The organism is Trinickia sp. Y13, assembly GCF_029522115.1.
Taxonomy (GTDB): Bacteria; Pseudomonadota; Gammaproteobacteria; order Burkholderiales; family Burkholderiaceae; genus Trinickia.
The window spans coordinates 78,250-101,953 of sequence record NZ_JAKWFK010000015.1 but is presented as its reverse complement, the minus strand read 5'-3'; the positions used below and the strand labels follow the sequence as shown (position 1 = coordinate 101,953).

Here is a 23,704-nt window from a genome sequence, read left to right as displayed (position 1 = left end):
AGACGCCACCGGTCGCGAACTTGCCGTGTCAGATCACCCTGTCACCGCTTGGTAGCTCAAGGTTCTACGCTGACGCTCAGAATGTACCAACTTTTATAATGACAATTTACAAAAACCTTCTTGCCCGTGGTTATCTCCCGAAGGAGCTTCCTCCTTCATTTTTCTCAGATCACTTCGCGGCTTATGCAACCTCCAAGGCTGGAAGGGCAGTTTTAAGTAGCTACAAACCTTCTGATAACTTTACCGAGTGTGTCTCATATCGCCTCGCGCTACCTGGCTTAAACCATCGACTGCTTCGGATCCCCCATCCTTACTCCTATTCAAAACTGGCTAGGATCACCGCGAAGAATTTCCGACGCCTTCTTCAAAAAGCTGGCAAGTCCCCTTTTTCCAAAAGTCGTCCTGTATATCAAGTTCGACAACGGCGTGCGTTACGCACACTTGTCAAACCCAGCAACCTAGCGCGCGAACGGGCTTTGAGCCGTGGAGGTTCCTCGCATCTTCTTAAGGTCGACGTTAGTCAGTTTTATCCGTCTCTTTACACTCATGCGGTCGGTTGGGCAGTTGACCCAAAGCTTCGCGAACGAGCCAACTGGTCAAAAAAAACTTTAGTTGGCAAACAACTTGATCAAGCTCTAATGGATTTACAAGGAAAGGTTAGCCAAGGAATCCCGATTGGTACTGACCTCTCATTTCTGCTCGCCGAAACGGTTCTTTCCCAAGTCGATAGGTCAATCGATATCGGTAAGAGCAAAGCTTATCGCTGGTTCGACGATTATGAGTTCGCATGTGATACGAGAGAGGAGGCTGAAAGAATTCTATCCAGCCTCCAACGCGAACTCGATAGTTACCGTCTGCGGCTCAATCCCAAAAAAACGCAGATCATCGAGCTGCCGCAACCAGCGAGTGATGGCTGGCACGACGTAATAATCGACGCGAGCAAAAGTGCATTCTCTCGCCCTCACGCGATGGTTAAGTATTTTGACAATGCATTTTCTCTAGCATCAGAACATCAAGAGCTACCAATATTGCTGTATGCAATCGGAGCACTTTTCCAGAACCATAAACCATGGGATTCTGTTCTTCGTGTAGCGGAAAGTTGTATCTCTCAAGCAATGCTACGAGAACCTGGCTGTGCCCAAAAGGGACTTTCGCTTCTTCAATTTTGGCAAATTAACGGTTGTCCGATTGACAGAAATCTTTGGGCGCATACGACCGAGCAAATTATCCAGCGCCATGAACGGAGCGGTGCCAGCAGCGATGTAGCATGGGCCCTAGCTTTTTGCATAGCTCAGACACTGCCAATATCAAAGAAGGCTGGCCGCATTCTTGCCTCTCTCAACGACGACGTAATATCAATTCAGGCATTGCACGCCGACTCATTAGGGCTAGTCCATAACTTTTCTAAATTCGGAATAGAAAAATTTCTCGCAAATAGCGAAATGGACGGCAACCATTGGCTTGCAATATATGAATCCGTTCGCCATGGTTTCCTGCCTAGCCTTACCCCGAAAGTGACAAGCAGTAAACTAATGAACGACATGCTTGGCAAAGGGGTTACCTTCTACCGCCCTAGTACGCCATCATACTCACTAGTAATCCATTCAGGAGGGGCTCCAGACTGGATTACTCAAAAATGGATCAATACCATTATCACGACAAGTCCAGAAAAATTTGAGGAGATTTTTGCTGGCAATTCTATGCTTGCGCTCTTGGGAGAAGGCTTAAGAAACATCGCGCACCAAGAGAAAAATGAAATCGAAATTTTGCTCGACTTGATGGGTATCGAGGAACCGGAAACCACTGTTTTTGAGCCCTACGCTTGACATTATAATATCCAGACATCCACGAATAGAGTTAGCACATGGCATTAAGCTCAAATACTCTCACGCATTTTACCCGGAAAAAAGAAGCACTTTTCGGCATCCTTCAAGGTCACTTTAAGATTTTTTTCTGCAAGGAAGTTGTTCGTTTGACGAAAGGAAAGCGCTGGAGCTTCTATACCCCGATGGTTAGCTTTTGCGACATTCCAATGTCGGAAATAAAGGATCACATCAAGAAGTACGGATCATATGGTATTGGACTTACAAAAGAGTGGGCGATGAGAAATGGGCTAAATCCTGTTCTTTATGTTGCGTCTAACTCTGCGCTCTCGGCGAGTTATAGAGCCGCAATGCGCTTTTATCTAGCTGGCTCGGAAGATGGATCGGAAGACGCATCAGGAGAGGCGGATGAACTTCTATCTGAAGCGGAGATGGCTTTAGCAGATGTCTTGCGATACATGAAAAACTACGAGGGTCCTCTTGAGCGAAAAAGCGAGAAGATTGAAAATTACAGATTCTCAGATGAGCGCGAATGGAGATATGTTCCACCATATTCTAGCGAAAATGAAATGTTCGTGACAAGGGTGGAATACGAGAACAATCCGGAAACCTATTCCGACATGTATGATAGTTGCCGACTCGAATTTACGCCAGATGATATAAAATATATCATTATTAATGACGATTCTGAAATACGAGAGGTAATAAATCATTTGCGCAACATAAATGGGGTAAGGCACTCGCTTGATGAAATCGAACGCCTTACAACCAGAATTTTAACAACCGAGCAGATAAAGGGGGACTTTTGATAGTAAGGTAGACCAACGCTGTACTTGAGATGGTGTGGCCTAATACTACGCGAGGCGCGGTTTCGCTTGGGACGCCGCGCCGGCAAAGCCGGCCCGTCACCCCTCACCTCCACGTTCCTAAACGTCCGCCGCTCAAAACTCGCTACTTCAGCTTTGGGTCGAACTGGGCCGCTCAAATTAGCTTTGCAGAGCCTTCACGGGCGGGCATAGTTCAGGGGGGCGGGATGACAGGCGCAAGGCCTGTCAGATGGAAGTGCCTACTGCTGCGTAGCAGATCTCTAACAAACACAATTTCCGCTCTTCGCGCGCCAGCGGAGGATTCGAATGCTGCAGTTCCGGTTCAGAATTTCCGAGCCGAAAGCTTTACCTTCTCGCACGTCCCGCTCGCGATGGTGGAAATGCCATCTTCTTTGGACCTGTAATAGTTGAAATCGCCAGTGTTCCTGTCGATCACAACCTGAGTGAACCATGCCGACTGATCTCCGGATGTCGTTCTATTCGTGATATCCCATTTTCCTTCGTCGCTGGCGTCCAGAAGGTCCACTATCGGTCCGACCTTGAGTGTCCCAACCGCGATGCTCAAGTCTGCGCCAGTCCCGCTGATCATCGTTGCCCCGTCCTTGGTGTCGACCTGTAAGACGATCCTGCCGCCATGCTTTTCCTCGTTGCCGGACTGAAAGCTGACTGTCTCGGTGTATTGGCATGCAAGCTTGATGGTTTCCGCAATGGCAGTATTGGTCAGCGTGCAAGCAGCAACGCCGATCATGACAGCTCTCAACATGGGGACCCCGGCCTTGATTTGATGGCAGAAGTATAAAGCCACCAGAACGAACGACCCTTGCGCCCCTAGGACCTGCCGTTCACGGTGCGGGGCAATGAACGTCCCCGAAGGGTCGTTCAGGGACATGTGCGGACGGCCGTATGCTCGCGAGGAGTGTCGGCCGTCCGGATTTTTTCACAAACTGCGACAGCAATTTTTCACTTACCTGGCGCAATTTTCACTTTCTGTGTCACCCGACACCCCCCCCTCAAACATCAATATTCCCCGCCCTTAGCGCATTACTTTCAATAAACGCTCTCCGAGGCTCAACATCATCCCCCATGAGCGTGGTAAAGATCCCATCCGCCGCAATCGCATCCTCAATCTGCACGCGCAGCAACCGCCGCACGTTCGGATCCATCGTCGTTTCCCACAGCTGCCCGGGGTTCATCTCCCCCAGCCCCTTATACCGCTGCTTCGAAACATTGCGCTCCGCATCCGCAATCAACCACCGCATCGCGCTCTTGAAATCCGACACCGCCATGCTGCGCTCACCGCGCTTGATCATCGCCCCTGCGCTGATCAACCCCTTGAACGTATTCGCCGTATTCAAAAGCTGCTGATAATCGGCAGTGAGCAAGAAATCGGCATCGATGATCGTCACCTTCACATTGCCGTGATGGCGACGCTCGACCCGCAGCGAATGCAACTCGCGCACCGCATCGTACGCAGCGAACACGCTAACCTCAGGCTTGAGCGGATCCGTACGCAACGCGCTCTCCAGCGCCTTCGCCGATTGCTGAGTCCCCGCCTCGCTCGCCAGATCGATGGCGACACCATCCATCACCGCTTCGAGCGCCTGCGCATCGTAAAGCCGGCTCAACCGGTCCACCACGCCCTGCGCCAGCAAATAAGACCGAGCCAATTCGCCCAGCGCTTCGCCCGCGATCGGCGCCGCGCCTTCCGAAGGCACGAGCTCCGAACCCTGCAACGCAAGCCGCAACATGTGCGCGTTCAACTCCGCGGCATCCTTCAAATACCGCTCGTCCTTGCCTGCCTTCACCTTGTACAGCGGCGGCTGCGCGATATAGATGTAGCCGCGCTCGATCATCTCCGGCATCTGCCGATAGAAGAACGTGAGCAGCAGCGTCCGAATGTGCGCGCCGTCCACGTCCGCGTCGGTCATGATGATGATCCGGTGGTAACGCAGCTTGTCGAGGTTGTAGTCCTCCTTACCAATGCCGCACCCGAGCGCCGTGATCAACGTCACGATCTGCTCCGAAGAAAGCAGCTTGTCGTAGCGCGCCTTCTCCACGTTCAGCACCTTGCCGCGCAGCGGCAAAATCGCTTGGAACTTGCGGTCGCGCCCTTGCTTGGCCGACCCGCCCGCCGAATCGCCCTCGACGATATAAATCTCGGACTTCGCCGGATCCTTCTCCTGGCAATCGGCCAGCTTGCCCGGCAAGCCCACGCCATCGAGCACGCCCTTGCGCCGCGTCATCTCGCGCGCCTTGCGCGCCGCATCGCGCGCACGCGCGGCGTCGACGATCTTGCCGCAAATGATCTTCGCGTCGTTCGGCGTCTCGAGCAAAAATTCCTCGAGCGCCTTCGCCACCACTTCTTCCACCGGCGCCCGCACTTCCGACGAGACGAGTTTGTCTTTCGTCTGCGAACTGAACTTCGGCTCCGGCACCTTCACCGACAACACGCACGACAATCCTTCACGCATGTCGTCGCCCGACGTCTCGACCTTCGCCTTCTTCGCAATCTCGTGATCGGCGATGTACTTGTTCATCACGCGCGTCATGGCCGCGCGCAAGCCGGTCAAGTGCGTGCCGCCGTCACGCTGCGGAATGTTGTTCGTGAAGCACAGCACGTTCTCGTTGTAGCTGTCGTTCCACTGCATCGCCACTTCCACGCCCACGTTGTCTTTCTCGCCGTTGACGTGAAAGATCGTGGGATGCAGCACTTGCTTTGTCTTGTTGATGAATTCGACGAAGCCCTTCACGCCGCCCGCCAGCGCGAAATCGTCTTCCTTGCCCGTGCGCTGGTCGGTCAAGCGAATGCGCACGCCGTTATTCAAGAACGAAAGCTCGCGGATCCGCTTGGCTAGGATGTCGTAGTGGTATTCCACCGAGCCGAAGATCGTTTCGTCGGCCATGAAATGCACTTCGGTGCCGCGATTCTCGGTTTCGCCCACGCACTGCATCGGCGAAAGGCGCTCGCCATCCACTTCCTCGATCACGCGGTTCTGCGGCACGCCGCGGTGAAACTCCATGAAGTACTTCTTGCCGTCGCGCCGCACCGTCAAGCGCAACCAGCGCGAGAGCGCATTCACGCACGAGACGCCCACGCCATGCAGGCCGCCCGATACCTTGTAGCTGTTCTGGTCGAACTTGCCGCCCGCGTGCAACTCCGTCATCACGATTTCCGCGGCGCTACGCTTCGGATCGTGCTTGTCGTCGAGCTTGATGCCCGTCGGAATGCCGCGGCCGTTGTCGGTCACGGAAATCGAGTTATCCGCATGGATAATCACCTGGATGTCGTCGCAGTGCCCCGCCAACGCTTCGTCGATCGAGTTGTCGAGCACTTCGAACATGAGGTGATGCAAACCGGTACCGTCCGACGTGTCGCCGATGTACATGCCCGGGCGCTTGCGCACCGCCTCCAGACCCTCGAGGATCTGAATGGAGGAAGCGCCATAGCTGGTGTCGGGTTGGGTGTTGTCCTGTGTACTCATGGATAGTTTCCGGTTCTGCATTCACTGCGGTTGTGCCGCGCGACACTTCGAACGCCCATAAAAAACCAGGCAGCGGCTCCGGTTTTCACGCCCCTGCAAGCGGGGCCGGCGGCAGGCGGCGGGTTTCGCGCGCCCTTCAAGAAAAGCCAAAGGGGCAAATGCGCCCCTTGGTTTGATCTCGATATCGGCTTGCCTTAAATGCGCATCGGCATGACGACGTACTTGAATTCGTCGTTCTCGGGAATCGTGATCAACGCGCTCGAGCTCGCGTCGCCGACGCTCACTTGCAACATGTCGACCTTCAGATTCGCCAGCACGTCGAGCAGATACGTGACGTTGAAACCCATATCGATCGAATCGCCTTGATACGCGATTTCGAGTTCTTCCTGCGCTTCTTCCTGATCGGCGTTCGTCGACATGATCTTGAGCTGGCCCGGCTCGATCACACACCGCACGCCCTTGAACTTGTCGGAAGTCAGAATCGCCGCGCGCTGCAGCGAACGCTGCAATTCGTCACGGCCGATCACGAACGTGTTCTTGTGTCCCTTCGGAATCACGCGCTGGAAGTCGGGGAACTTGCCTTCGACGAGCTTGGAGACGAGCTCCACCTGGCCGAACGTGAACTTCACCTGTGTCGAAGCGATATCGATCGTCAGCGTATCGTCGATGTCTTCGAGCAAACGCTGCAACTCGAGAATCGTCTTGCGCGGGATGATCACTTCCTGACGCGGGAAATCGCCGTCGATCTTCATCGACGAGAACGCGAGGCGGTGACCGTCCGTCGCCACCGCCATCAACTGGCCGCCATCGACCACGAGCAACATCCCGTTCAAGTAATAGCGGATGTCCTGCTGAGCCATGGCGAAATACACCATGCCCAGCAATTGGCGGAAGGTCTTTTGCGGGACCGTCAGGCTCGCGCCGTAATCCTTCGCTTGCGCAACCGTGGGGAATTCGTCGGCCGCGAGCGTCTGCAGCGCGAAGCGGCTCTTGCCCGATTGCACGGTCAAGCGCTTATCCGCCAGCGACAAGCTCACCTGGCCGTCGGGCATCGCACGCAGGATGTCGAGCAGCTTGCGCGCGGCCACGGTGGTGGCGACCGATTCGCCGCCCACCCCGAAATCGGCGCGCGTCGTGATCTGCAACTCGAGGTCGGTCGACAGAAACGACACATCGGGGCCGTTCTTGGTGATCAGCAAGTTCGCGAGGATCGGCAACGTATGGCGGCGTTCGACGATGCCGCTCACGGTTTGCAGCGGCCTTAAGAGGTTGTCTCGTTCGGTCTTGACCAGTTGCATAGGGTTCCTTCGTTGATATGACGGCAAACCGCAGCTCACCCGGCAGCTTATTCGACGAGTGCGCCGTTACCCCGCATTTGCTTGCGCGCCTTCGCCGTACCGCCTGCGCGCTTGTCCCGCGCTTTCATCCCGGGCCTCGCCCCGGCTTCGGCCGGTGCGGAGAACGGGGGGCTAAACCTATATTGTGCCTGAAAAATACCCCGCTCCCGCCAAATCGGGGATGGCGGGAAAGCGCTCGATGCCCGGCGGGCGCGTTCGGCCTCAACCCTTGAGCGTCTGTTCGAGCACGTGCAGTTCGTGGTTCAGTTGCGCGTCCTTGCCGCGCTCGTCGGCAATCTTGCGCACGGCGTGCAAGACCGTCGTGTGATCGCGTCCGCCGAACAGCTCGCCGATTTCCGGCAAGCTCTTTTGCGTCAGCTCCTTGGCGAGGTACATCGCGATCTGCCGCGGCCGCGCGATGTTCGCGGGACGCTTCTTCGAGTACATGTCGGCGACTTTGATGTTGTAAAAATCGGCGACTGTCTTCTGGATGTTCTCGACGGAAATCTGGCGGTTTTGCACCGTCAACAGATCCTTGAGCGCTTCCTTCGTCAACTCGATCGTGATCTCGCGCCCGTGAAACTTCGAGTAAGCGAGAATCTTGCGCAGCGCGCCTTCGAGTTCGCGCACGTTCGAGCGCAGATGCTTGGCCACGAAAAACGCCACGTCCTCGGACAGGCTCACGCCTTCCGATTGCGCCTTGCGCATCAAGATGGCCACGCGCATTTCGAGCTCGGGCGGCTCGATCGCCACCGTCAGCCCCGAATCGAAGCGCGAAATCAAGCGGTCGTCGATGCCCGAAATCTCCTTCGGGTACGTGTCGCTCGTGATGATGACCTGCGCCTTGTTCGCCACGAGCGCTTCGAACGCGTAGAAGAATTCTTCCTGCGTGCGCGACTTGCCCGAGAAGAACTGAATATCGTCGATCAGGAGCAGATCGAGCGAGTGGTAGTAGCGTTTGAAATCGTCGAACGCCTTGCGCTGGTAAGCCTTCACGACATCCGACACGTATTGCTCGGCGTGGATGTAGCGGATACGGGCGCCCGCCTTGTCCTGCAGCAACTGATTGCCGATCGCGTGGATCAAGTGCGTCTTGCCCAGGCCCACGCCACCGTACAGAAACAACGGGTTGTAGGAAATGCCGGGATTGTCGGCCACTTGGATCGCGGCGGCGCGCGCAAGCTGGTTCGCCTTACCGGTGACGAAATTGTCGAAGGTCAGCACCGGGTTGAGCTTCGAGCGCTCGTACATCGATTCGGACTCGGGGCTGCCGAGCGCCGGCCCGCCGGGGCGCCAGGTACGGCGCGCGGCCGCGGCCTCATGCGCATCGACGCTGGGCAAATCGAGATCGGCGGCGTCATCGAGCGCGCCATTGCCGCCCGAGAGGCTCGAGGCCGCCTTCGCTGCCTGCATGGCCGCGCCGTTCATGGCGTTCGCTGCAACGGCGCCGCTGCCATGGCTCGCGCCGCCATTGCCACCGCCGTTGCCATGGCTCCCGCCGCCTTCGGCCACGAGCGCCGCGGCGCTCATTGCGGCCGCGGCCGACGCCGGCACGCGCGGCAGCGGCACCGAGTTGGAAGCGGAAGCGGCCGGCGCGCGCATGCCCGCCTTCGGATCGAGGACGAATTGCACTTCCACGGGCGCCTGCCAAAAATCGCGGGCGAGATCGGAGATACGGCCAGAAAACTGGCTCTTGACCCAATCGAGCTTGAAGCGGTTCGGCGCGGCGATGGACAACGTGTTCGCATCGGCGTCGAAAGCGACCGGGGCCAAGGGTTTGATCCACGTCACGTACTGCTGGGGCGTCAATTCACGCTCCAACAGTGCGGAACAGTGTTGCCAGAATTCGTTCATCAAGGTGATATCTTTTTTAGCGCACCGCCCGCTGCCGCCTTCGCCGCGCCCCGCACGGCGAAAGGACCCAGTTCGACAAAGCGAGCGAGCCCCGCAGCCCGTCGCCGCAATCGCTTGCGGCTGGCCCGGCTGGTACGGAGCAGCGTGCTGGTTTCTTGAAGTAAGGCGAGATTCTACCGCCAAACACGGGCGGCCAGGAAGTTATCCACAGGGCCGGATCGAGCACGGGGTGCGCGCGAGGCCGCCGCCCCGCGCGGCCCGTGCAAGCCGCGCGCACCGCTAAAGTATTGACGGCCAAGAGAAAAGCGGTTTAAATAGCGGGTTCCCGCGAAAGCGAACACCCTTTTTTCGACCCCGGCCGTTGCCTAGTGTTGTCTAGTGCCGATGCGCGCGCGGTCCATTCTCAAGTGAGATCGACATGAAACGTACCTACCAACCGTCCGTTACTCGCCGCAAGCGCACCCATGGCTTTCGCGTTCGCATGAAGACCGCCGGCGGCCGTAAAGTGATCAACGCTCGCCGCGCCAAGGGCCGCAAGCGTCTGGCCATCTAAGTCGAAGGCGACGCGCGCCGTGACCGGCGCCCGCGTTATCGCGGGAGTTGTGAGCACTGACTTGCAGTTGCCTATCCTTATCGGGCCCGGTTCCGTTGCGAGCGCGAGCAGTCTTCCCCAAAGCCGCGAGGCTTCTCAAAACGGATGAATTCTCATCCGTTTTTCGTTTGCGCCCGTGGCGTCGTTCGGCGCATTTCGTCGTTTACGCGAAGCCAACCGGTCAAGCTGCCCGTCTAGGGCTCGTCGTCGGCAAAAAGTTCGCGCCGCGCGCAGCGACGCGCAATCTGGTGAAGCGCACCGCGCGCGAGAGTTTTCGCCTGCGGCGCACCGAGTTCGAGGGCTGGGACGTGCTGTTGCGCCTGTCCACGCGAATCGACAAGGCCGCGTTTCCGAGCGCCGCCTCGCCGCCGCTGAAGGCGTTGTTTCGAACGGAAATCGAGTACTTGCTCGGCAAGGTGGCGCGAGAAATCGCTAGGCGCGGTGCACCGCTGCCGCAGCCCGAATCGCCGCCGGGTCCGCAGGTTTGAGCCGTTTTGGGAGCATGAGGTGCACGGGCCGAGTCCAGCCACGGTTCGCGCGCTTCGCCGCTCGGTAGGAGTTGCGCATTCCGAATGCCATGCAAACGGTCCTGATCGCGTTGCTGCGTTTGTACAAGGTTGCCGTCAGCCCTCTGCTCGGCAGCCGCTGCCGTTTTTATCCCTCCTGTTCGGATTACGCGCGCGAGGCAATCCAGTATCATGGCGCCGCGCGCGGGAGTTACCTCGCGGTGAAGCGCTTATGCCGCTGCCATCCGTTTTCCGCAGGCGGGATCGATCTCGTTCCGCCCGCACCCCCGAAAAAGCGCTGAAACGCCGCTCCATCGACTCTGAGACCACGCATGGATATCAAACGCACCATCCTATGGGCGATCTTCTTCGTGTCAGCCGTCATGCTGTTCGACAACTGGCAACGCGATCACGGACGCCCGTCGATGTTCTTCCCGAACCCGACGCAAACGCACACGCAGCCGAACACGGGCGCATCGGCCACGCCTAGCTCCGAAGCGGCCACCGCCTCGAGCTCGACCGCGGGGGCGCCGGTTCCCGGCGCGGCGGCGAATCAACCGCAAGCCGCCGCCCAGCTCGTTCACTTCAGCACCGACGTCTTCGACGGCGACATCGACACGCGCGGCGGCACGCTCGACAAGCTCGTGCTGACCAAGAACGTCGATCCGAAGGGCGCGCCGCTGAACGTCACGCTGTTCGATCGCACCGCCTCGCACACGTATCTCGCCCGCACGGGCCTGACGGGCGGCGATTTCCCGAATCACAACGACGTCTTCACGCCGGTCCCCGGCGCGCGCGTGCTCGGCCCCGATCAAAAGACGTTGCAGCTTTCGTTCGAATCGCCGGCCAAGGGCGGCGTGAAGGTCGTCAAGACGTACACGTTCACGCGCGGCAGCTATGTGATCGGCGTCGACACCAAGATCGAGAACGTCGGCACCGCGCCCGTCAAGCCGAGCCTCTACATGGAGCTCGTGCGCGATAGCCAACCCGTCGAAACGCCGCGCTTCTCGCATACGTTCATCGGCCCGGCCGTCTACACGAACGAGCATCATTTCCAGAAGGTCACGTTCAGCGACATCGACAAGAACAAGCAAGACGTCGCCACGTCGGCCAACAGCGGCTGGATTGCGATGGTTCAGCATTACTTCGCCACGGCCTGGATTCCGCAGCAAGGCGCGCAACGCAACATCTACGTCGAGAAAATCGATCCGACGCTCTATCGCGTCGGCGTGCAGCAGCCGCTCGCGGCGATCGCGCCGGGACAATCGACGGACGTGTCCGCGCGCCTGTTCGCGGGTCCGGAAGAAGAGCGCGTGCTCGAAGGCGTCGCTCCGGGCCTCGAGTTGGTCAAGGATTACGGCTACGTCACGATCATTGCCAAGCCGTTGTTCTGGCTGCTTGAAAAGATCCATGGCGTGGTCGGCAATTGGGGCTGGGCGATCGTGCTGCTCACGGTGCTGATCAAGGCGGTGTTCTTCCCGCTGTCGGCCGCGAGCTACAAGTCGATGGCGCGGATGAAGGAAATCACGCCGCGCATGCAAGCGCTGCGCGAGCGGTTCAAGAGCGAACCGCAGAAGATGAACGCGGCGCTGATGGAGCTGTACAAGACCGAGAAGGTCAATCCGTTCGGCGGCTGCTTGCCGATCGTGATCCAGATCCCGGTCTTCATTTCGCTCTACTGGGTGCTGCTCTCGTCGGTCGAAATGCGCGGTGCGCCGTGGATGCTCTGGATCCACGATCTGTCGCAACAAGATCCGTTTTACATCCTGCCGGTGTTGATGGCCGTCTCGATGTTCCTGCAAACGCGCTTGAACCCGACGCCGCCCGATCCCGTGCAAGCGAAGATGATGATGTTCATGCCGATCGCCTTCTCGGTCATGTTCTTCTTCTTCCCCGCAGGCCTCGTGCTCTATTACGTCGTGAACAACGTGCTGTCGATCGCGCAGCAGTACTACATCACGCGCATGATGGGCGCCAGCAAGAAAAAGGCTGCCTGATTCGATTGTCGGCCGCGCGCGGCGCATGCCGCGCTGCCGCGACGATCGCTTCGATATGAAATCGCCCGGTTATGACCGGGCGATTTTTTTTTCGTTCGAGCGAAGTGCATCGCCCCCGCGGCCCAACGACGCACCTACCGTTCAGGGCTGTCGCCGTAGAACTGCTCGATGAGTTCCTGCACAAGATAGCGGTGATGTGGCGACAGCGATTCGATCTTCGACGCGAGTTCGATCGTCTCGGGCGTGAGCGGGTACTTATCGTCGCGCGGCAGCGGCTTGGGCGTCGCATGGGCGGTCCCGCTCGGCGGCGGGCCGTAGTGGAGCCAGTGCAAGTCCACGCGCAGCCACTGCGCCAGCGTGCGCAGCTTGTCGGCCGTCGGGATCGTGCGCCCCGTCAGCCACTTGTGGGCCGTTTGCGGAGAAATGGGCTGATCGCCGTGATGGCGCAGATTGAAATGCAGCGCGAGCTGCGTCCCGCCCGTTACTTTTTCGGGGCTGCGCTGCAAAGCGAATTTGAGGCGCTCGGAGAACGCCGCTTTTTCTTCGACGGTTGGCATCGCGAAATTGTGCAATTCCGCCCGCGTGAAGGAGACAACCGGGCGGGCCAGCTTTAGCTTGGTCGGGCGCTAATTTGGTGAACGAGCCATCGCTCGTCGTGCGGATTCGTATCGGCGCATACCGAACCACAGGCCGTCGCGACAAGGCCAGATCTAACGCTCGGTCTCGACGCGCTTCGCTTCGTCCTAATTTTAGGCTATCTCGCTTAAGATAAATCTTAACTATGGTAAGCGGCTCATCGTAACGCCGTCTTCACGCGGAAGGCGGCGTTACGGGCAAGCTACAATGCGCAGGCTTTCCAGCGCTTTCGTTTTCGTCCCGTTTTCGTTTTGGTTTTAGTTTCCGTTTGCCTTTCCACTCGAACATGCTTGCTCTCGATTCCGATCCCATCGTCGCCATCGCCACCGCTCCCGGACGTGGCGGGATTGGTGTGGTGCGCGTGTCGTGCGGTCGTGCGGGAGACGCTGCCGCGCTTGCGTTGATGAGCGCGCTTTGCGGTCAGACGCTCGCACCGCGGCATGCGAGTTACGTGCCGTTCATCGATGCGGGCGGCCAGGCGCTCGATCGCGGCATCGCGCTGTACTTCCCCGCACCGCATTCGTACACGGGCGAGCACGTGCTCGAGCTACAGGGTCACGGCGGGCCGGTGGTGCTGCAGCTCGTGCTGCAGCGGTGTCTCGAAGCGGGGCAGCAATTCGGGCTTCGGCTTGCGGAGCCCGGCGAGTTCACGCGACGCGCGTTTCTGAACGACAAGCTCGACCTCGCGCAAGCGGAAGCGGTCGCCGATCTGATCGAAGCGAGCACGGAAGCCGCCGCGCGCTCGGCGGGGCGTTCGCTCGAAGGCGCGTTCTCGCGCGATATTCATGCGCTCGTCGAGGAAGTCATCGCGCTGAGGATGCTTGTCGAAGCGACGCTCGATTTCCCCGAAGAAGAGATCGACTTCCTCGAAGCCGCGGACGCGCGCGGCAAGCTCGCGCACATTCGCGCGCGCATCGATCACGTGCTCGGCGAGGCGCGTCAGGGCGCGCTGTTGCGCGAGGGCCTCTCGGTGGTGCTCGCCGGGCAGCCCAATGTCGGCAAATCGTCGCTGCTCAATGCGCTGGCCGGCGCGGAGCTCGCGATCGTGACGCCCATCGCGGGCACGACGCGCGACAAAGTCACGCAGACGATCCAGATCGAAGGCATTCCGTTGCATGTCATCGATACAGCCGGTTTGCGCGACACGGAAGATGAAGTCGAGCGTATCGGCATCGAGCGAACGTGGAGCGAGATCGAGCGCGCCGATGTCGTCTTGCATTTGCTCGACGCGCGTTTGGGGATGACCGGCGAGGACGTCCTGATTGCGCAGCGCTTTCCTGCCGGTGTGCCAGTCGTGCGCATCTTGAACAAGACCGATCTGACGGACGTGGCCGCGTCGGTCAATCGACTGGCTGCGATCGATGATGAAGCCGAAATTTGCGAAGTGCGGCTCTCGGCGAAGAAGAACGAAGGCATCGATTTATTGCGCGCGGAGTTGCTGCGGATCGCGGGCTGGCAAGCGGGGACCGAGAGCGTCTACCTCGCACGCGAACGGCATCTGATCGCGCTGCGCTCGGCGCAGGAACATATGTCACGTGCCAGCGATCACGCACAGGAACGGGCTCAGTCGCTCGATTTATTCGCGGAAGAATTGCGGCTCGCGCAGGAAGCGCTGAATTCGATCACCGGGGAGTTCACATCGGATGATCTGTTGGGCGTGATCTTCAGTCGGTTTTGTATTGGGAAGTGAGCGGTCATCCAGCTCCCACCGAAAGAGCCCGCTCCATGAACCAAACCGCTACCCGGATAGCACACACGATCGCCTCCACGGCAATCGTATGGGTCGCGTTCGCCCTGCCGCCAGCTTACGCGCGCACATCCGTCTCCGCCACATGGTCGCAGCCCGATGAAGCCGATTTGACTTCGCACGAGCACTACCGAAACAAGTCCGGTCAGGACGTGCATTCGCCAGCGAGAACGACGAACGGCAGGGTTCCTACCGGGGCGTCTGCAAAGTGCGTCGACGGCACCTACAGCTTCAGCCGGCATCATTCCGGAACGTGCTCTCGACACGGCGGTGTGGCGCAATGGGAGTGAGGGATGAGCCGGGTAATCGATTCGGTGCAAATGGGTAAGCCGGCAAAGCACGATTCGAGTAAGTCACGCTTCAGCGCGCTTATCCGGACGGCTCGTCGGCGCGTGGCCGGGTGCGCGGCAGGCGGCGCGGAGGTAGGCCGCCACAAGCGACAAGGGCCCCGCAGGACGTTCGTCCGCGGGGCCCTTCGCTTTGCATGAAGCTCGTTTCGCTCGCTCCACTCACGCGCCAGCGCGTGCGCAAGTAAGGCGATACGGCTATGCGCTTACTTCAACGGCACCCACTTGCCGCCCTCTGCCTTGTACACGGTGATGCCGCCGTTCTTCAGGTCGCCCTTGTCGTCGTACTGCAGATGCGGGGTCGTCACAGCCGGCATATTGGTCTTGGCGAGGAACGGCAGGTACTTCGCCGGATCCGTCGAGTTGGCCTTCTTCATGGCCGTGAGCAACGCCATCGTGCCGTCGTATGCGTACGGCGAGTACGTCTCGACTTCCGTGCCGAACGCCTTCTTGTACTTTTCCACGTACTGCTTGCCGCCCGGCATCTGTTCGAGCGGAACGCCGGCCAACGTCGAGTACGAACCGTCGGCTGCGTCGCCGGCGATCTTCAGGAAGTCGGGCGTATGAACCATCTCGCCGCCCATCAGCGGAGCCTTGATCCCAAGCGTCTTCATTTGCTTGAGCATCGGCGCAGCTTGCGCGTCAGCGCCGCCGAAATAGATCAGATCCGGTTGCACGCTCTTCAGGTTCGTCAGGATCGACTTGAAGTCGGTCGCCTTGTCGTTCGTGAATTCGCGCTTGACGATCGTCGCGCCGGCCGCCTTCGCAGCCTTCTGGAACTGATCGGCCAGGCCTTGGCCGTAAGCCGTGCGGTCGTCCACGATCGCGATCTTCTTCATGCCCAGGTTCTTCACGGCGTACGCGCCCGCGACCGAACCCTGCTGCGTGTCCGAAGTCATCATGCGGAACGTCGTCTTGAAGCCTTGCTGCGTGTACTCAGGCGCCGTTGCCATCGCGACTTCGGGAATGCCCGCGTTCGCGTAGATACGCGAAGCCGGGATCGTCGTGCCCGAGTTGAAGTGGCCGATCATGCCCTTGATGCCGTCGTCGACGAGCTTTTGCGCGACCGTCGTGCCCGTGCGCGGGTCCGCTTGGTCGTCGGCCGAATCCAGCACGAATTCGACTTGCTTGCCGCCGATCACGGGCTTGGTGGCGTTCATGTCGGCGATCGCAAGCTTCACGCCGTTTTGGAAATCGGTGCCGTAGTGCGCTTGCGCGCCCGTCATCGGGCCGGCAAAACCAATCTTCACTTGCTCTGCTTGCGCTGCGTTTGCGGTCCCCACCAGCGACATTGCCGCAACGAGCGTCGCGCCTGCCAGCGTTTTCATTTTGTGCTGCATAGCTTCTCCTAGATCCAAGGTAGTTGGAAGCGCCTAACGGGGTGGCCGCACCGCTTCCGTGTTTGATTCGATAGGCAAGGGTGGCTTAGCCGATCGTCATCAAATTCGCATTGCCGCCCGCCGCCGCCGTATTCACGCTCACCGAGCGTTCCGTCAGCAACCGCTCGAGCGCGTAATCTTCATCGCCGTTTTCCAGCGCGTGGGTGGACACACCCTGCACCGAGACGATCGGGCCCGGACGCTGGGCCACTTCCTTCACGAGCGACAGCAATTCGTCGCTGTCGCCTTCGAACAGCACCGCATCGACGGGCGCATCCGCATTCTTTTGCACCTCGGCGAACGGCTTGAGCTGCGCCGGCAATGCAGCAACGAGCGCCTCGCCGGCCGCGCCCGAGAACAGCGCGCGGTTGCCCGTCGCGAGTACCGCAGCAAATTGCGCGCGCGCTCCGCTCGCCGTCGAAGGCACGCAGGATACCGTGCCGCGCGCGCCAAGCGTATAGGTGTTGCGCTCGCCCGTGGGGCCCGGCAATACGGCCGTCGCGCCCGCCGGCATATTTGCGAGATAGCCATCGCAGCGCGCGGCGAGCGCGGGCTGGCGTTCGGCAATGAGCCAGTCGCGCAACGCCGTGAGCGCGGCGCGCGGGCTCAAGCGCTCCCCATTGCGTTCCGTTTCCACGCCGCGTGCCGCGCCATCGGGCACGAGCGCGGCCGCGAGCGATTTCGGCAGGCCCGCCGGACGCTTGGCCAGCAAGCGTTGCAGATAGAGCGCGCCGCCCGCCTTCGGCCCCGTGCCCGACAACCCTTCGCCGCCGAACGGCTGCACACCGACGACCGCGCCGATCACGTTGCGGTTCACGTAAATATTGCCAACGTGAGCGCGCGAGATGACATGCGCGATGGTTTCGTCGATGCGCGTATGGATGCCCAGCGTGAGGCCATAGCCCGTCGCCTTGATCTGCTCGAGCAGCGGGTCGAGCGCGCTGCGGCGATAGCGGACCACATGCAGCACGGGCCCGAACACTTCCCGCTTGAGCTCGTCGAGGCTTTCCAGTTCGATCAACGTCGGCGGCACGAACGTGCCATGCGCGCATGCCTCGGGCAACGGCAGTTGCGTAATCGAACGCCCTTTCTCGCGTAGCCCGGCCACATGCGCGTCGATCGTGCGCTTGGCTTCGGCATCGATGACAGGGCCGACATCCGTCGAAAGCCGGTCGGGATTGCCGAGAGCCAATTCGTACATCGCGCCCTTGAGCATCGTCAGCGTGCGATCGGCGACGTCGTCTTGCAAACATAGCACGCGCAACGCCGAGCAGCGCTGGCCGGCCGAATCGAATGCCGATTGCATGACGTCGGCGACGACTTGCTCCGCGAGCGCCGACGAATCGACGATCATCGCGTTCTGGCCGCCCGTCTCCGCGATCAGCGGAATCGGTTTGCCGTCCGGATCGAGACGATCTGCGAGCGTCTTGTTGATGAGGCGCGCGACTTCGGTCGACCCCGTGAACATGACCGCGCGTGCGCGGGCATCGGCGACGAGTGCAGCGCCCACGGTTTCGCCGTCGCCTGGCAACAGCTGCACGGCGCCCGCGGGCACGCCGGCTTCGCGCAGCAAGCGAACGGCCTGCGCGGCGATCAGCGGCGTTTGCTCGGCGGGCTTGGCCAGCACCGTGTTGCCGGCTGCCAATGCGGCGGCCACCTGTCCCATGAAGATCGCGAGCGGGAAGTTCCACGGGCTGATGCAGACCACGGGACCGAGCGGCCGATGCGTATCGTTGGAAAACTCGCTGCGGATTTGCGCCGCGTAGTAGCGCAGGAAATCGACCGCCTCGCGGATCTCGGCGATCGCGTTCGGCAGCGACTTGCCCGCTTCGCGCACGATCAAGCCCATCAGCGTATGCATCTGCGCTTCGAGCAGATCGGCGGCGCGCGCCAGGCAATCGGCGCGCGCATCGACCGGCGTGGCTTGCCAGATCGGAGCCGCGGCGACGGCGGCGGCGAGCGCCGCTTGCACGTCTTCGCGCGTCGCTTCCACGACCGAGCCTACGATATCGCGGTGATCGGCCGGATTGCGCACAGCGCGCTCGACGCGGCCAGCCGCGCTCGAGGCAGGCAGCTCGCCCGACTCGAGCATCGGCGCGGCGCGCCACGGATGGTGCGCGCTCGCGAGCAGCGCCGAGGACAGCGATGCCAAGCGGTGCTCGTTCGACAGATCGAGGCCCATCGAGTTGGGGCGCTCATCGCCGTAGAGATCGCGCGGCAGAGGAATCTTCGCGTGCGGCGCGCCGAGCGGCACGATCCGCGAAGCTTCATCGACGGGATCTTCGACGAGCGCGGAAACCGGCACGGTTTCGTCGGCGATGCGGTTGACGAACGAGGTGTTGGCCCCGTTCTCGAGCAGCCGGCGCACGAGATAAGCCAGCAGCGTCTCATGGGTGCCGACCGGTGCGTAGATCCGGCACGGGCGGTTCAACTTCTCGCGGCCCGTCACTTCTTCGTACAGCGGCTCGCCCATCCCGTGCAGGCACTGGAACTCGTACTGGCCCGGGTAGTAGTTCTGTCCGGCCAGATGATAGATGGCCGACAGCGTGTAGGCGTTGTGCGTCGCGAACTGCGGGAACACGGCGTCGGGCGCGCCTAGCAGCTTCTTCGCGCAGGCGAGGTACGAGACGTCCGTGTACACCTTGCGCGTGTAAACCGGATAGCCCTCGAGGCCGTCCAGTTGCGCGCGCTTGATTTCGCTGTCCCAGTACGCGCCCTTCACGAGGCGCACCATGATGCGGTGACGGCTGCGGCGCGCGAGATCGATCACGTAGTCGATCACGAACGGGCAGCGCTTTTGATATGCCTGAATGACGAACCCGATACCGTTCCATCCCGCGAGTTCAGGATCGAAGCACAGGGCTTCGAGCAGATCGAGCGACAGCTCGAGGCGGTCGGCTTCCTCGGCGTCGATGTTCAGGCCGATGTCGTAGCGGCGCGCGAGCGCGGCGAGCGAGCGCACGCGCGGCAGCAGCTCGCTCATCGCGCGCTCTTGCTGAGCGCGCGAGTAACGCGCGTGCAACGCCGAAAGCTTGATCGAAATGCCGGGGCCTTCGTAAATGCCGCGGCCGCCGGCGGCCTTGCCGATGGCATGAATGGCTTGCTCGTACGACGCGTAGTAGCGCTGCGCGTCTTCTTCGGTCGTCGCGGCCTCGCCAAGCATGTCGTACGAATAGCGGAAGCCCCGCGCCTCGTACTTGCGGCTGTTCGCGAGCGCTTCCGAAATCGTCTCGCCCGTCACGAACTGCTCGCCCATCAGACGCATGGCGATGTCGACGCCCTTGCGGATCAACGGCTCGCCGCCCTTGCCGATCAGGCGCGTCAGCGCGGAGGACAAGCCCGCTTCGCTGTTGGTGGTCACGAGCTTGCCCGTGATCATGAGGCCCCAAGTGGCTGCATTGACGAACATCGACGGGGCATGCCCCATGTGCGACTTCCAATCGCCCTTGCTGATCTTGTCGCGAATGAGCGCATCGCGCGTGGCGCGATCGGGAATGCGCAACAGCGCTTCGGCCAGGCACATCAACGCGACGCCTTCCTGGCTCGACAGCGAGAACTCATGGATGAGACCTTCGACGCCGCCACCCGTGCGCTTGGCGCGCAACGTCTCGACGAGCTTGGTCGCCAACTTGCCGACATCGGCAGCCAGGGACGCGGGCAAGCGCGCCTCGCCGATCAAGAACGGCACGCACTCGGGCTCGGGGCGGCGGTAGGCAGCGGTGATCGCCGCGCGCAGTACCGATTGCGGCTGCACGTTCTGCGCGAAATCGAGGAATGGGTGCGGTGCGCCATCTTCCTCGTGCTCCGGCGCGGCGCCGTCGCCGAAGTCCGCGCCGATCGATGCGCCGGAAAGCTCGGGCGGCAGTTGGCCATGTTCGATCTTCTCGAGATAGGCAAAGATCGCTTGCTTGATGAGCCAATGCGGCGTGCGTTCGAGCCGGGCGGCGGCTTCTTTGAGACGGGAGCGGAGGAGGTCGTCGACTTTGACGCCTAAGGTAGTGCTGGCCATGGTTCCTTCGATCGCCGGCGGCGCCGGCCGATATGTGCAAAGTTCGCCGAATCGTACGCCTCCCAATAAAAAGGTGCAACCAAAACGCAAGGTTGGTTGCACCCCATTCAAACCCTTTACTGGCAAGGGTTGCCACGAAATCCAAGCGCGCCGGGCCTACGCGGTTGCGCTCGGTATTTTCCCTTACCTGAAATCGGTACCACCGCCCTACGGGCGAGCGCTGGAATGCCGTTAACGCAGGAAAGCGCCCCAACGCACGGTGAGCGCGGGGAAAGGAGAGGCAAAAATGGAAAAGTGGCTCGTATTCGGCGCGGTTTGGATGATGGCCGTGGTATGCCTGACGCTGTTCGTGCGCGGCGCATCGCCGGCGCGTGAACGTGCCTTGGCGCTCGCCCGCGTGCGCCAGGCTCGACAGCAGGCCGAAGCGGCGGCAAACGACGCGCGCATGTCCGAACAACGCGGCTGAGAGGCCGGACAAGAGGCCCATCATGATCTGTTCCAACGAAAGCCGGTCTTGCGCGCGCCATGCGCCGCAGACACGGCGCCAACGCTCCCCGATCGCCGCTTGCGCGCGGCCGCTCACTTCGCCGGCGCCCAGCTACACGAATCGCGTCCGCACGCGCGCCCGTGCCGCGCGCAGCCGCCTGCGACGCTACTGGGCTGAAGCCTGAAGCGCATGCCGATTGGCGTGTAGCCTACCGCGCCGCCGCGCGGGCGGCCGCTTCTGCGGCGGCTCATTGGCTTTTCGACTCCGAAGCCTGCTTCATCGCCTCCCCGACCTGGCCCCTCAAATATCGAGCGGGTCCACTTCAACGCTCCAGCGTATGACGCCCTTCAACGTGCGCAGCGGCGCTTGCCAGGCGCGCAGCGTCGCGAGCAGCGACGCGCGCGAAGCGCTCTCGAGCAACAGCTGCGCGCGATGAACGTTGGCCACTTTGACGATCGTCATCGGCACGGCATCGTAGACGGTCACCCGCTGCGCAGACGGGATCTCGGCTAGCGCCGCGCAAGCGTGGCCCAGAAACGCCAGCGCCGCCTCGAGCGTTTTGGCTTCGGCGCGCAGCAGCGCCTGATAAACGAACGGCGGCAGTTGCGCCTCGCGGCGCTCGGCGAGTGTCGCATTGGCGAAGCCGACATAATCGTGGCGCGCGAGCGCGTGATAGAGCGCGTGCCGCGGATAGCGCGTCTGCACCAACACTTCCCCAGGCAGCCCCGCCCGCCCGGCGCGCCCGCTCACCTGCATCAGTTGTGCGAAGAGCCGCTCGCCCGCGCGGAAATCGTGCGAAAACAGCGCCGCATCGGCGTTCAACACCCCCACGAGCGACACGCGCCGGAAATCATGACCCTTGGCAATCATTTGCGTGCCGACCAGGATGTCCACTTCCCCCGCGTGCACGTTGGAAAAAAGCGTCTGAGCGCTGCCCTTGCGGCGCGTGCTGTCGGCGTCGATGCGCAGCACCCGCGCGCCCGGCACGATCTGCGCCAGGGTCTCTTCCACGCGCTGCGTGCCGCGGCCGAGCGGCGCGATATCGACGTTGCCGCACTCGGGGCAAGCGCGCGGCACACGCGCCTCCCAGCCGCAGTGATGGCATCGAAGCGTGTGCTCGCTCTTGTGCAACACGACGTAGGCGCTACAGCGCGGGCACCCGGCTACCCACCCGCACGCGTCGCACGCGAGCACCGGCGCATAGCCGCGGCGGTTCAGAAAAACGAGGCTTTGTTCGCCGCGTTCGAGGCGCGCCTTCAAAGCGGCGGCCAAAGGCCCGGAGATGCCGTCGACGCTACCGCGCCCGCGCCGCCGCTCTTCCTCCAAATCGATCATTTTGACCGTCGGCAGCGCCGCGTCGGCCACGGCGCGCCGTGCAAGCGAGAGCCGGCGATAGCGGCCCTGCTCGGCCTGCCACCAGCTTTCCAGCGAGGGCGTGGCGGAGCCGAGCACGACCGCCACGCCCCGTTGCTTGGCCCGCCAAATCGCCAGATCGCGCGCCGAATAGCGCAACCCCTCTTGCTGCTTGTAGGCTGGCTCGTGTTCTTCGTCGACGACGATCAGCGCCAGCTCAGGCATCGAAGCCAGCACGGCCAGCCGCGTGCCGAGGACGACGCGTGCCCGGCCCGTGTGGGCGGCGAGCCAGCTGCGCACGCGCTCGCCGTCCGCCATTGCGCTATGCAAGGTGACGATGGCGTCGTGGCCGAGCGGCACGGCGAAGCGCGCGCGGAACGCCGCTTCGAACTGGGGCGTGAGGTTGATCTCGGGCACGAGAACGAGCGCTTGCGCATGGGGGCGCGCCGCGAACACCGCTTCGATCGCGCGCAGGTACACCTCGGTTTTGCCGCTACCGGTGACGCCATGCAGCAGAAAAGGAGAAAAACCCTGCGCCGCGGCGATCGCCTCGACCGCCTGCGTTTGCTCCTCGGTCAAAGCGGGGCGCGCGATGTCCGCATCGGCCACGTCCGCCGCATCGCCTCCCGCGCCTTCGCCGGTGCGGCTCGCCCCGGCGATGCCGGCGTCCGCTTCGACATCGACCCATCCATCGGCCTGCCATGCCTGCAAGGTTGCACCGGCCTTCGGGTGCATGGCGCGCGCCTCGGACAGATCGAGTGAGCGCGCATCGGCGAGGGCCGCGGCGAGCCGGCGCAATGCGGCCGCTCGCACCGGTAGCGCGTCCGGCAGAGCGGCCCGCCCCGCCTCGGTCAGCCGAAAGCGGGGTGCAGCGGCAAACAGCCGCGGCCACCTCTGCGCATCGCGCAACGCCTGCGGCAACGCCGGCAGCGCGACTTCGCCGAGCGAGCGCTGGTAATAGTCGGCGGCGAATGCGACCAGCGCGAGCCACTCGGCCGCGAGCGGCGCGCACCCATCGCACGCGGCCTGTACGTCCCGCACGCGCTCGGCCGGCAGTTCGGTGCGATCGCTCACCTCGACGACGAGCCCCACGACGTCGCGCTTGCCGAACGGAACGGCGACGAGCGTGCCCGGCCCGGGTGCAGGCGACTGAGCGCAGCGATAGTCGAAGAGGGTCGGCAACGGATGGTCGAGCGCGACGCGTACGAACACTTCGCTCATCCTGCACGGCTCCAGGGCGCTTCGCCGCATGAGGCGCATCGTTCCCCATACATCGAGACTCGACTGGACGGCACGAACTTAAAGTAAAACATGAGATTCGCCGCTAA

17 protein-coding genes are annotated in these 23,704 nt (G+C 61.5%); 9 read left to right on the top strand and 8 right to left on the bottom strand.

The annotated features are described in order from the left end of the window. Positions 1-98 precede the first annotated feature (98 nt). Both MMB74_RS22530 and MMB74_RS22525 read left to right on the top strand, forming a co-directional pair. Positions 99-1,826 carry an RNA-directed DNA polymerase gene (locus MMB74_RS22530; RefSeq protein ID WP_277430878.1) on the top strand — a complete coding sequence of 576 codons (1,728 nt, stop codon included), beginning with the start codon at positions 99-101 and terminating at the stop codon, positions 1,824-1,826. A 38-nt stretch (positions 1,827-1,864) separates the two neighbouring features. Continuing rightward, on the top strand, positions 1,865-2,632 hold the full coding sequence (locus tag MMB74_RS22525; RefSeq protein WP_277430877.1) for an abortive infection system antitoxin AbiGi family protein: 768 nt from the start codon (positions 1,865-1,867) through the stop codon (positions 2,630-2,632). Between the two features lie 340 nt (positions 2,633-2,972). Here the strand turns inward: MMB74_RS22525 and MMB74_RS22520 are convergent, their stop codons facing one another. From MMB74_RS22520 to dnaA, 4 genes are all read right to left on the bottom strand, one after another. Further along, positions 2,973-3,539, bottom strand: a complete 567-nt coding sequence (locus MMB74_RS22520; RefSeq protein ID WP_277430876.1) for a hypothetical protein — start codon at positions 3,537-3,539, stop codon at positions 2,973-2,975. Positions 3,540-3,660: 121 nt separating this feature from the next. After that, positions 3,661-6,132, bottom strand: a complete 2,472-nt coding sequence (gyrB, locus tag MMB74_RS22515; RefSeq protein WP_277430875.1) for a DNA topoisomerase (ATP-hydrolyzing) subunit B — start codon at positions 6,130-6,132, stop codon at positions 3,661-3,663. Positions 6,133-6,326: 194 nt separating this feature from the next. Further along, a complete protein-coding gene (gene dnaN / locus MMB74_RS22510; RefSeq protein WP_277430874.1) occupies positions 6,327-7,430 on the bottom strand; it encodes a DNA polymerase III subunit beta in 1,104 nt (367 codons plus the stop codon). Between the two features lie 261 nt (positions 7,431-7,691). Continuing rightward, positions 7,692-9,323, bottom strand: a complete 1,632-nt coding sequence (dnaA, locus tag MMB74_RS22505) for a chromosomal replication initiator protein DnaA (protein WP_277430873.1) — start codon at positions 9,321-9,323, stop codon at positions 7,692-7,694. Between the two features lie 418 nt (positions 9,324-9,741). On the opposite strand from dnaA, the gene rpmH reads away from it, so the two are divergent. From rpmH to yidC, 4 genes are all read left to right on the top strand, one after another. Continuing rightward, positions 9,742-9,876, top strand: coding sequence for a 50S ribosomal protein L34 (rpmH, locus tag MMB74_RS22500; RefSeq protein ID WP_004198824.1), 135 nt, complete (start codon positions 9,742-9,744; stop codon positions 9,874-9,876). 56 nt (positions 9,877-9,932) lie between these two features. After that, positions 9,933-10,403 (top strand): ribonuclease P protein component, encoded by a 471-nt coding sequence (rnpA, locus tag MMB74_RS22495; protein WP_277430909.1) that lies wholly within the window; start codon positions 9,933-9,935, stop codon positions 10,401-10,403. An 89-nt stretch (positions 10,404-10,492) separates the two neighbouring features. Further along, positions 10,493-10,723, top strand: coding sequence for a membrane protein insertion efficiency factor YidD (gene yidD, locus MMB74_RS22490; protein WP_277430872.1), 231 nt, complete (start codon positions 10,493-10,495; stop codon positions 10,721-10,723). A 30-nt stretch (positions 10,724-10,753) separates the two neighbouring features. After that, the gene (gene yidC / locus MMB74_RS22485) at positions 10,754-12,418 is read left to right on the top strand and encodes a membrane protein insertase YidC (protein WP_277430871.1); all 1,665 of its coding nucleotides are present in this window, start codon (positions 10,754-10,756) and stop codon (positions 12,416-12,418) included. A gap of 134 nt (positions 12,419-12,552) precedes the next feature. Here yidC and MMB74_RS22480 read toward each other — a convergent pair whose 3' ends face one another. Beyond that, positions 12,553-12,975 (bottom strand): transcriptional regulator, encoded by a 423-nt coding sequence (locus MMB74_RS22480; RefSeq protein ID WP_277430870.1) that lies wholly within the window; start codon positions 12,973-12,975, stop codon positions 12,553-12,555. 365 nt (positions 12,976-13,340) lie between these two features. Here MMB74_RS22480 and mnmE point away from each other — a divergent pair, with 365 nt between their 5' ends. Together mnmE and MMB74_RS22470 are read left to right on the top strand one after the other, a co-directional pair. Further along, positions 13,341-14,744 (top strand): tRNA uridine-5-carboxymethylaminomethyl(34) synthesis GTPase MnmE, encoded by a 1,404-nt coding sequence (gene mnmE / locus MMB74_RS22475; protein WP_277430869.1) that lies wholly within the window; start codon positions 13,341-13,343, stop codon positions 14,742-14,744. Between the two features lie 35 nt (positions 14,745-14,779). Then, positions 14,780-15,091, top strand: coding sequence for a DUF3761 domain-containing protein (locus tag MMB74_RS22470; protein WP_277430868.1), 312 nt, complete (start codon positions 14,780-14,782; stop codon positions 15,089-15,091). 263 nt (positions 15,092-15,354) lie between these two features. Here MMB74_RS22470 and MMB74_RS22465 read toward each other — a convergent pair whose 3' ends face one another. Continuing rightward, positions 15,355-16,488 (bottom strand): branched-chain amino acid ABC transporter substrate-binding protein, encoded by a 1,134-nt coding sequence (locus MMB74_RS22465; RefSeq protein ID WP_277430867.1) that lies wholly within the window; start codon positions 16,486-16,488, stop codon positions 15,355-15,357. A gap of 85 nt (positions 16,489-16,573) precedes the next feature. Then, positions 16,574-20,536, bottom strand: a complete 3,963-nt coding sequence (gene putA, locus MMB74_RS22460) for a trifunctional transcriptional regulator/proline dehydrogenase/L-glutamate gamma-semialdehyde dehydrogenase (protein ID WP_277430866.1) — start codon at positions 20,534-20,536, stop codon at positions 16,574-16,576. Between the two features lie 286 nt (positions 20,537-20,822). Between putA and MMB74_RS22455 the strand changes: the two genes are divergently transcribed. After that, complete coding sequence (locus MMB74_RS22455; RefSeq protein ID WP_277430865.1) at positions 20,823-21,002, top strand: hypothetical protein; 180 nt, start codon at positions 20,823-20,825, stop codon at positions 21,000-21,002. Positions 21,003-21,323: 321 nt separating this feature from the next. Here the strand turns inward: MMB74_RS22455 and MMB74_RS22450 are convergent, their stop codons facing one another. After that, positions 21,324-23,597: a primosomal protein N' gene (locus tag MMB74_RS22450; protein WP_277430864.1), complete on the bottom strand. Its 2,274-nt coding sequence runs from the start codon at positions 23,595-23,597 to the stop codon at positions 21,324-21,326. Between the last annotated feature and the right edge of the window lie 107 nt (positions 23,598-23,704).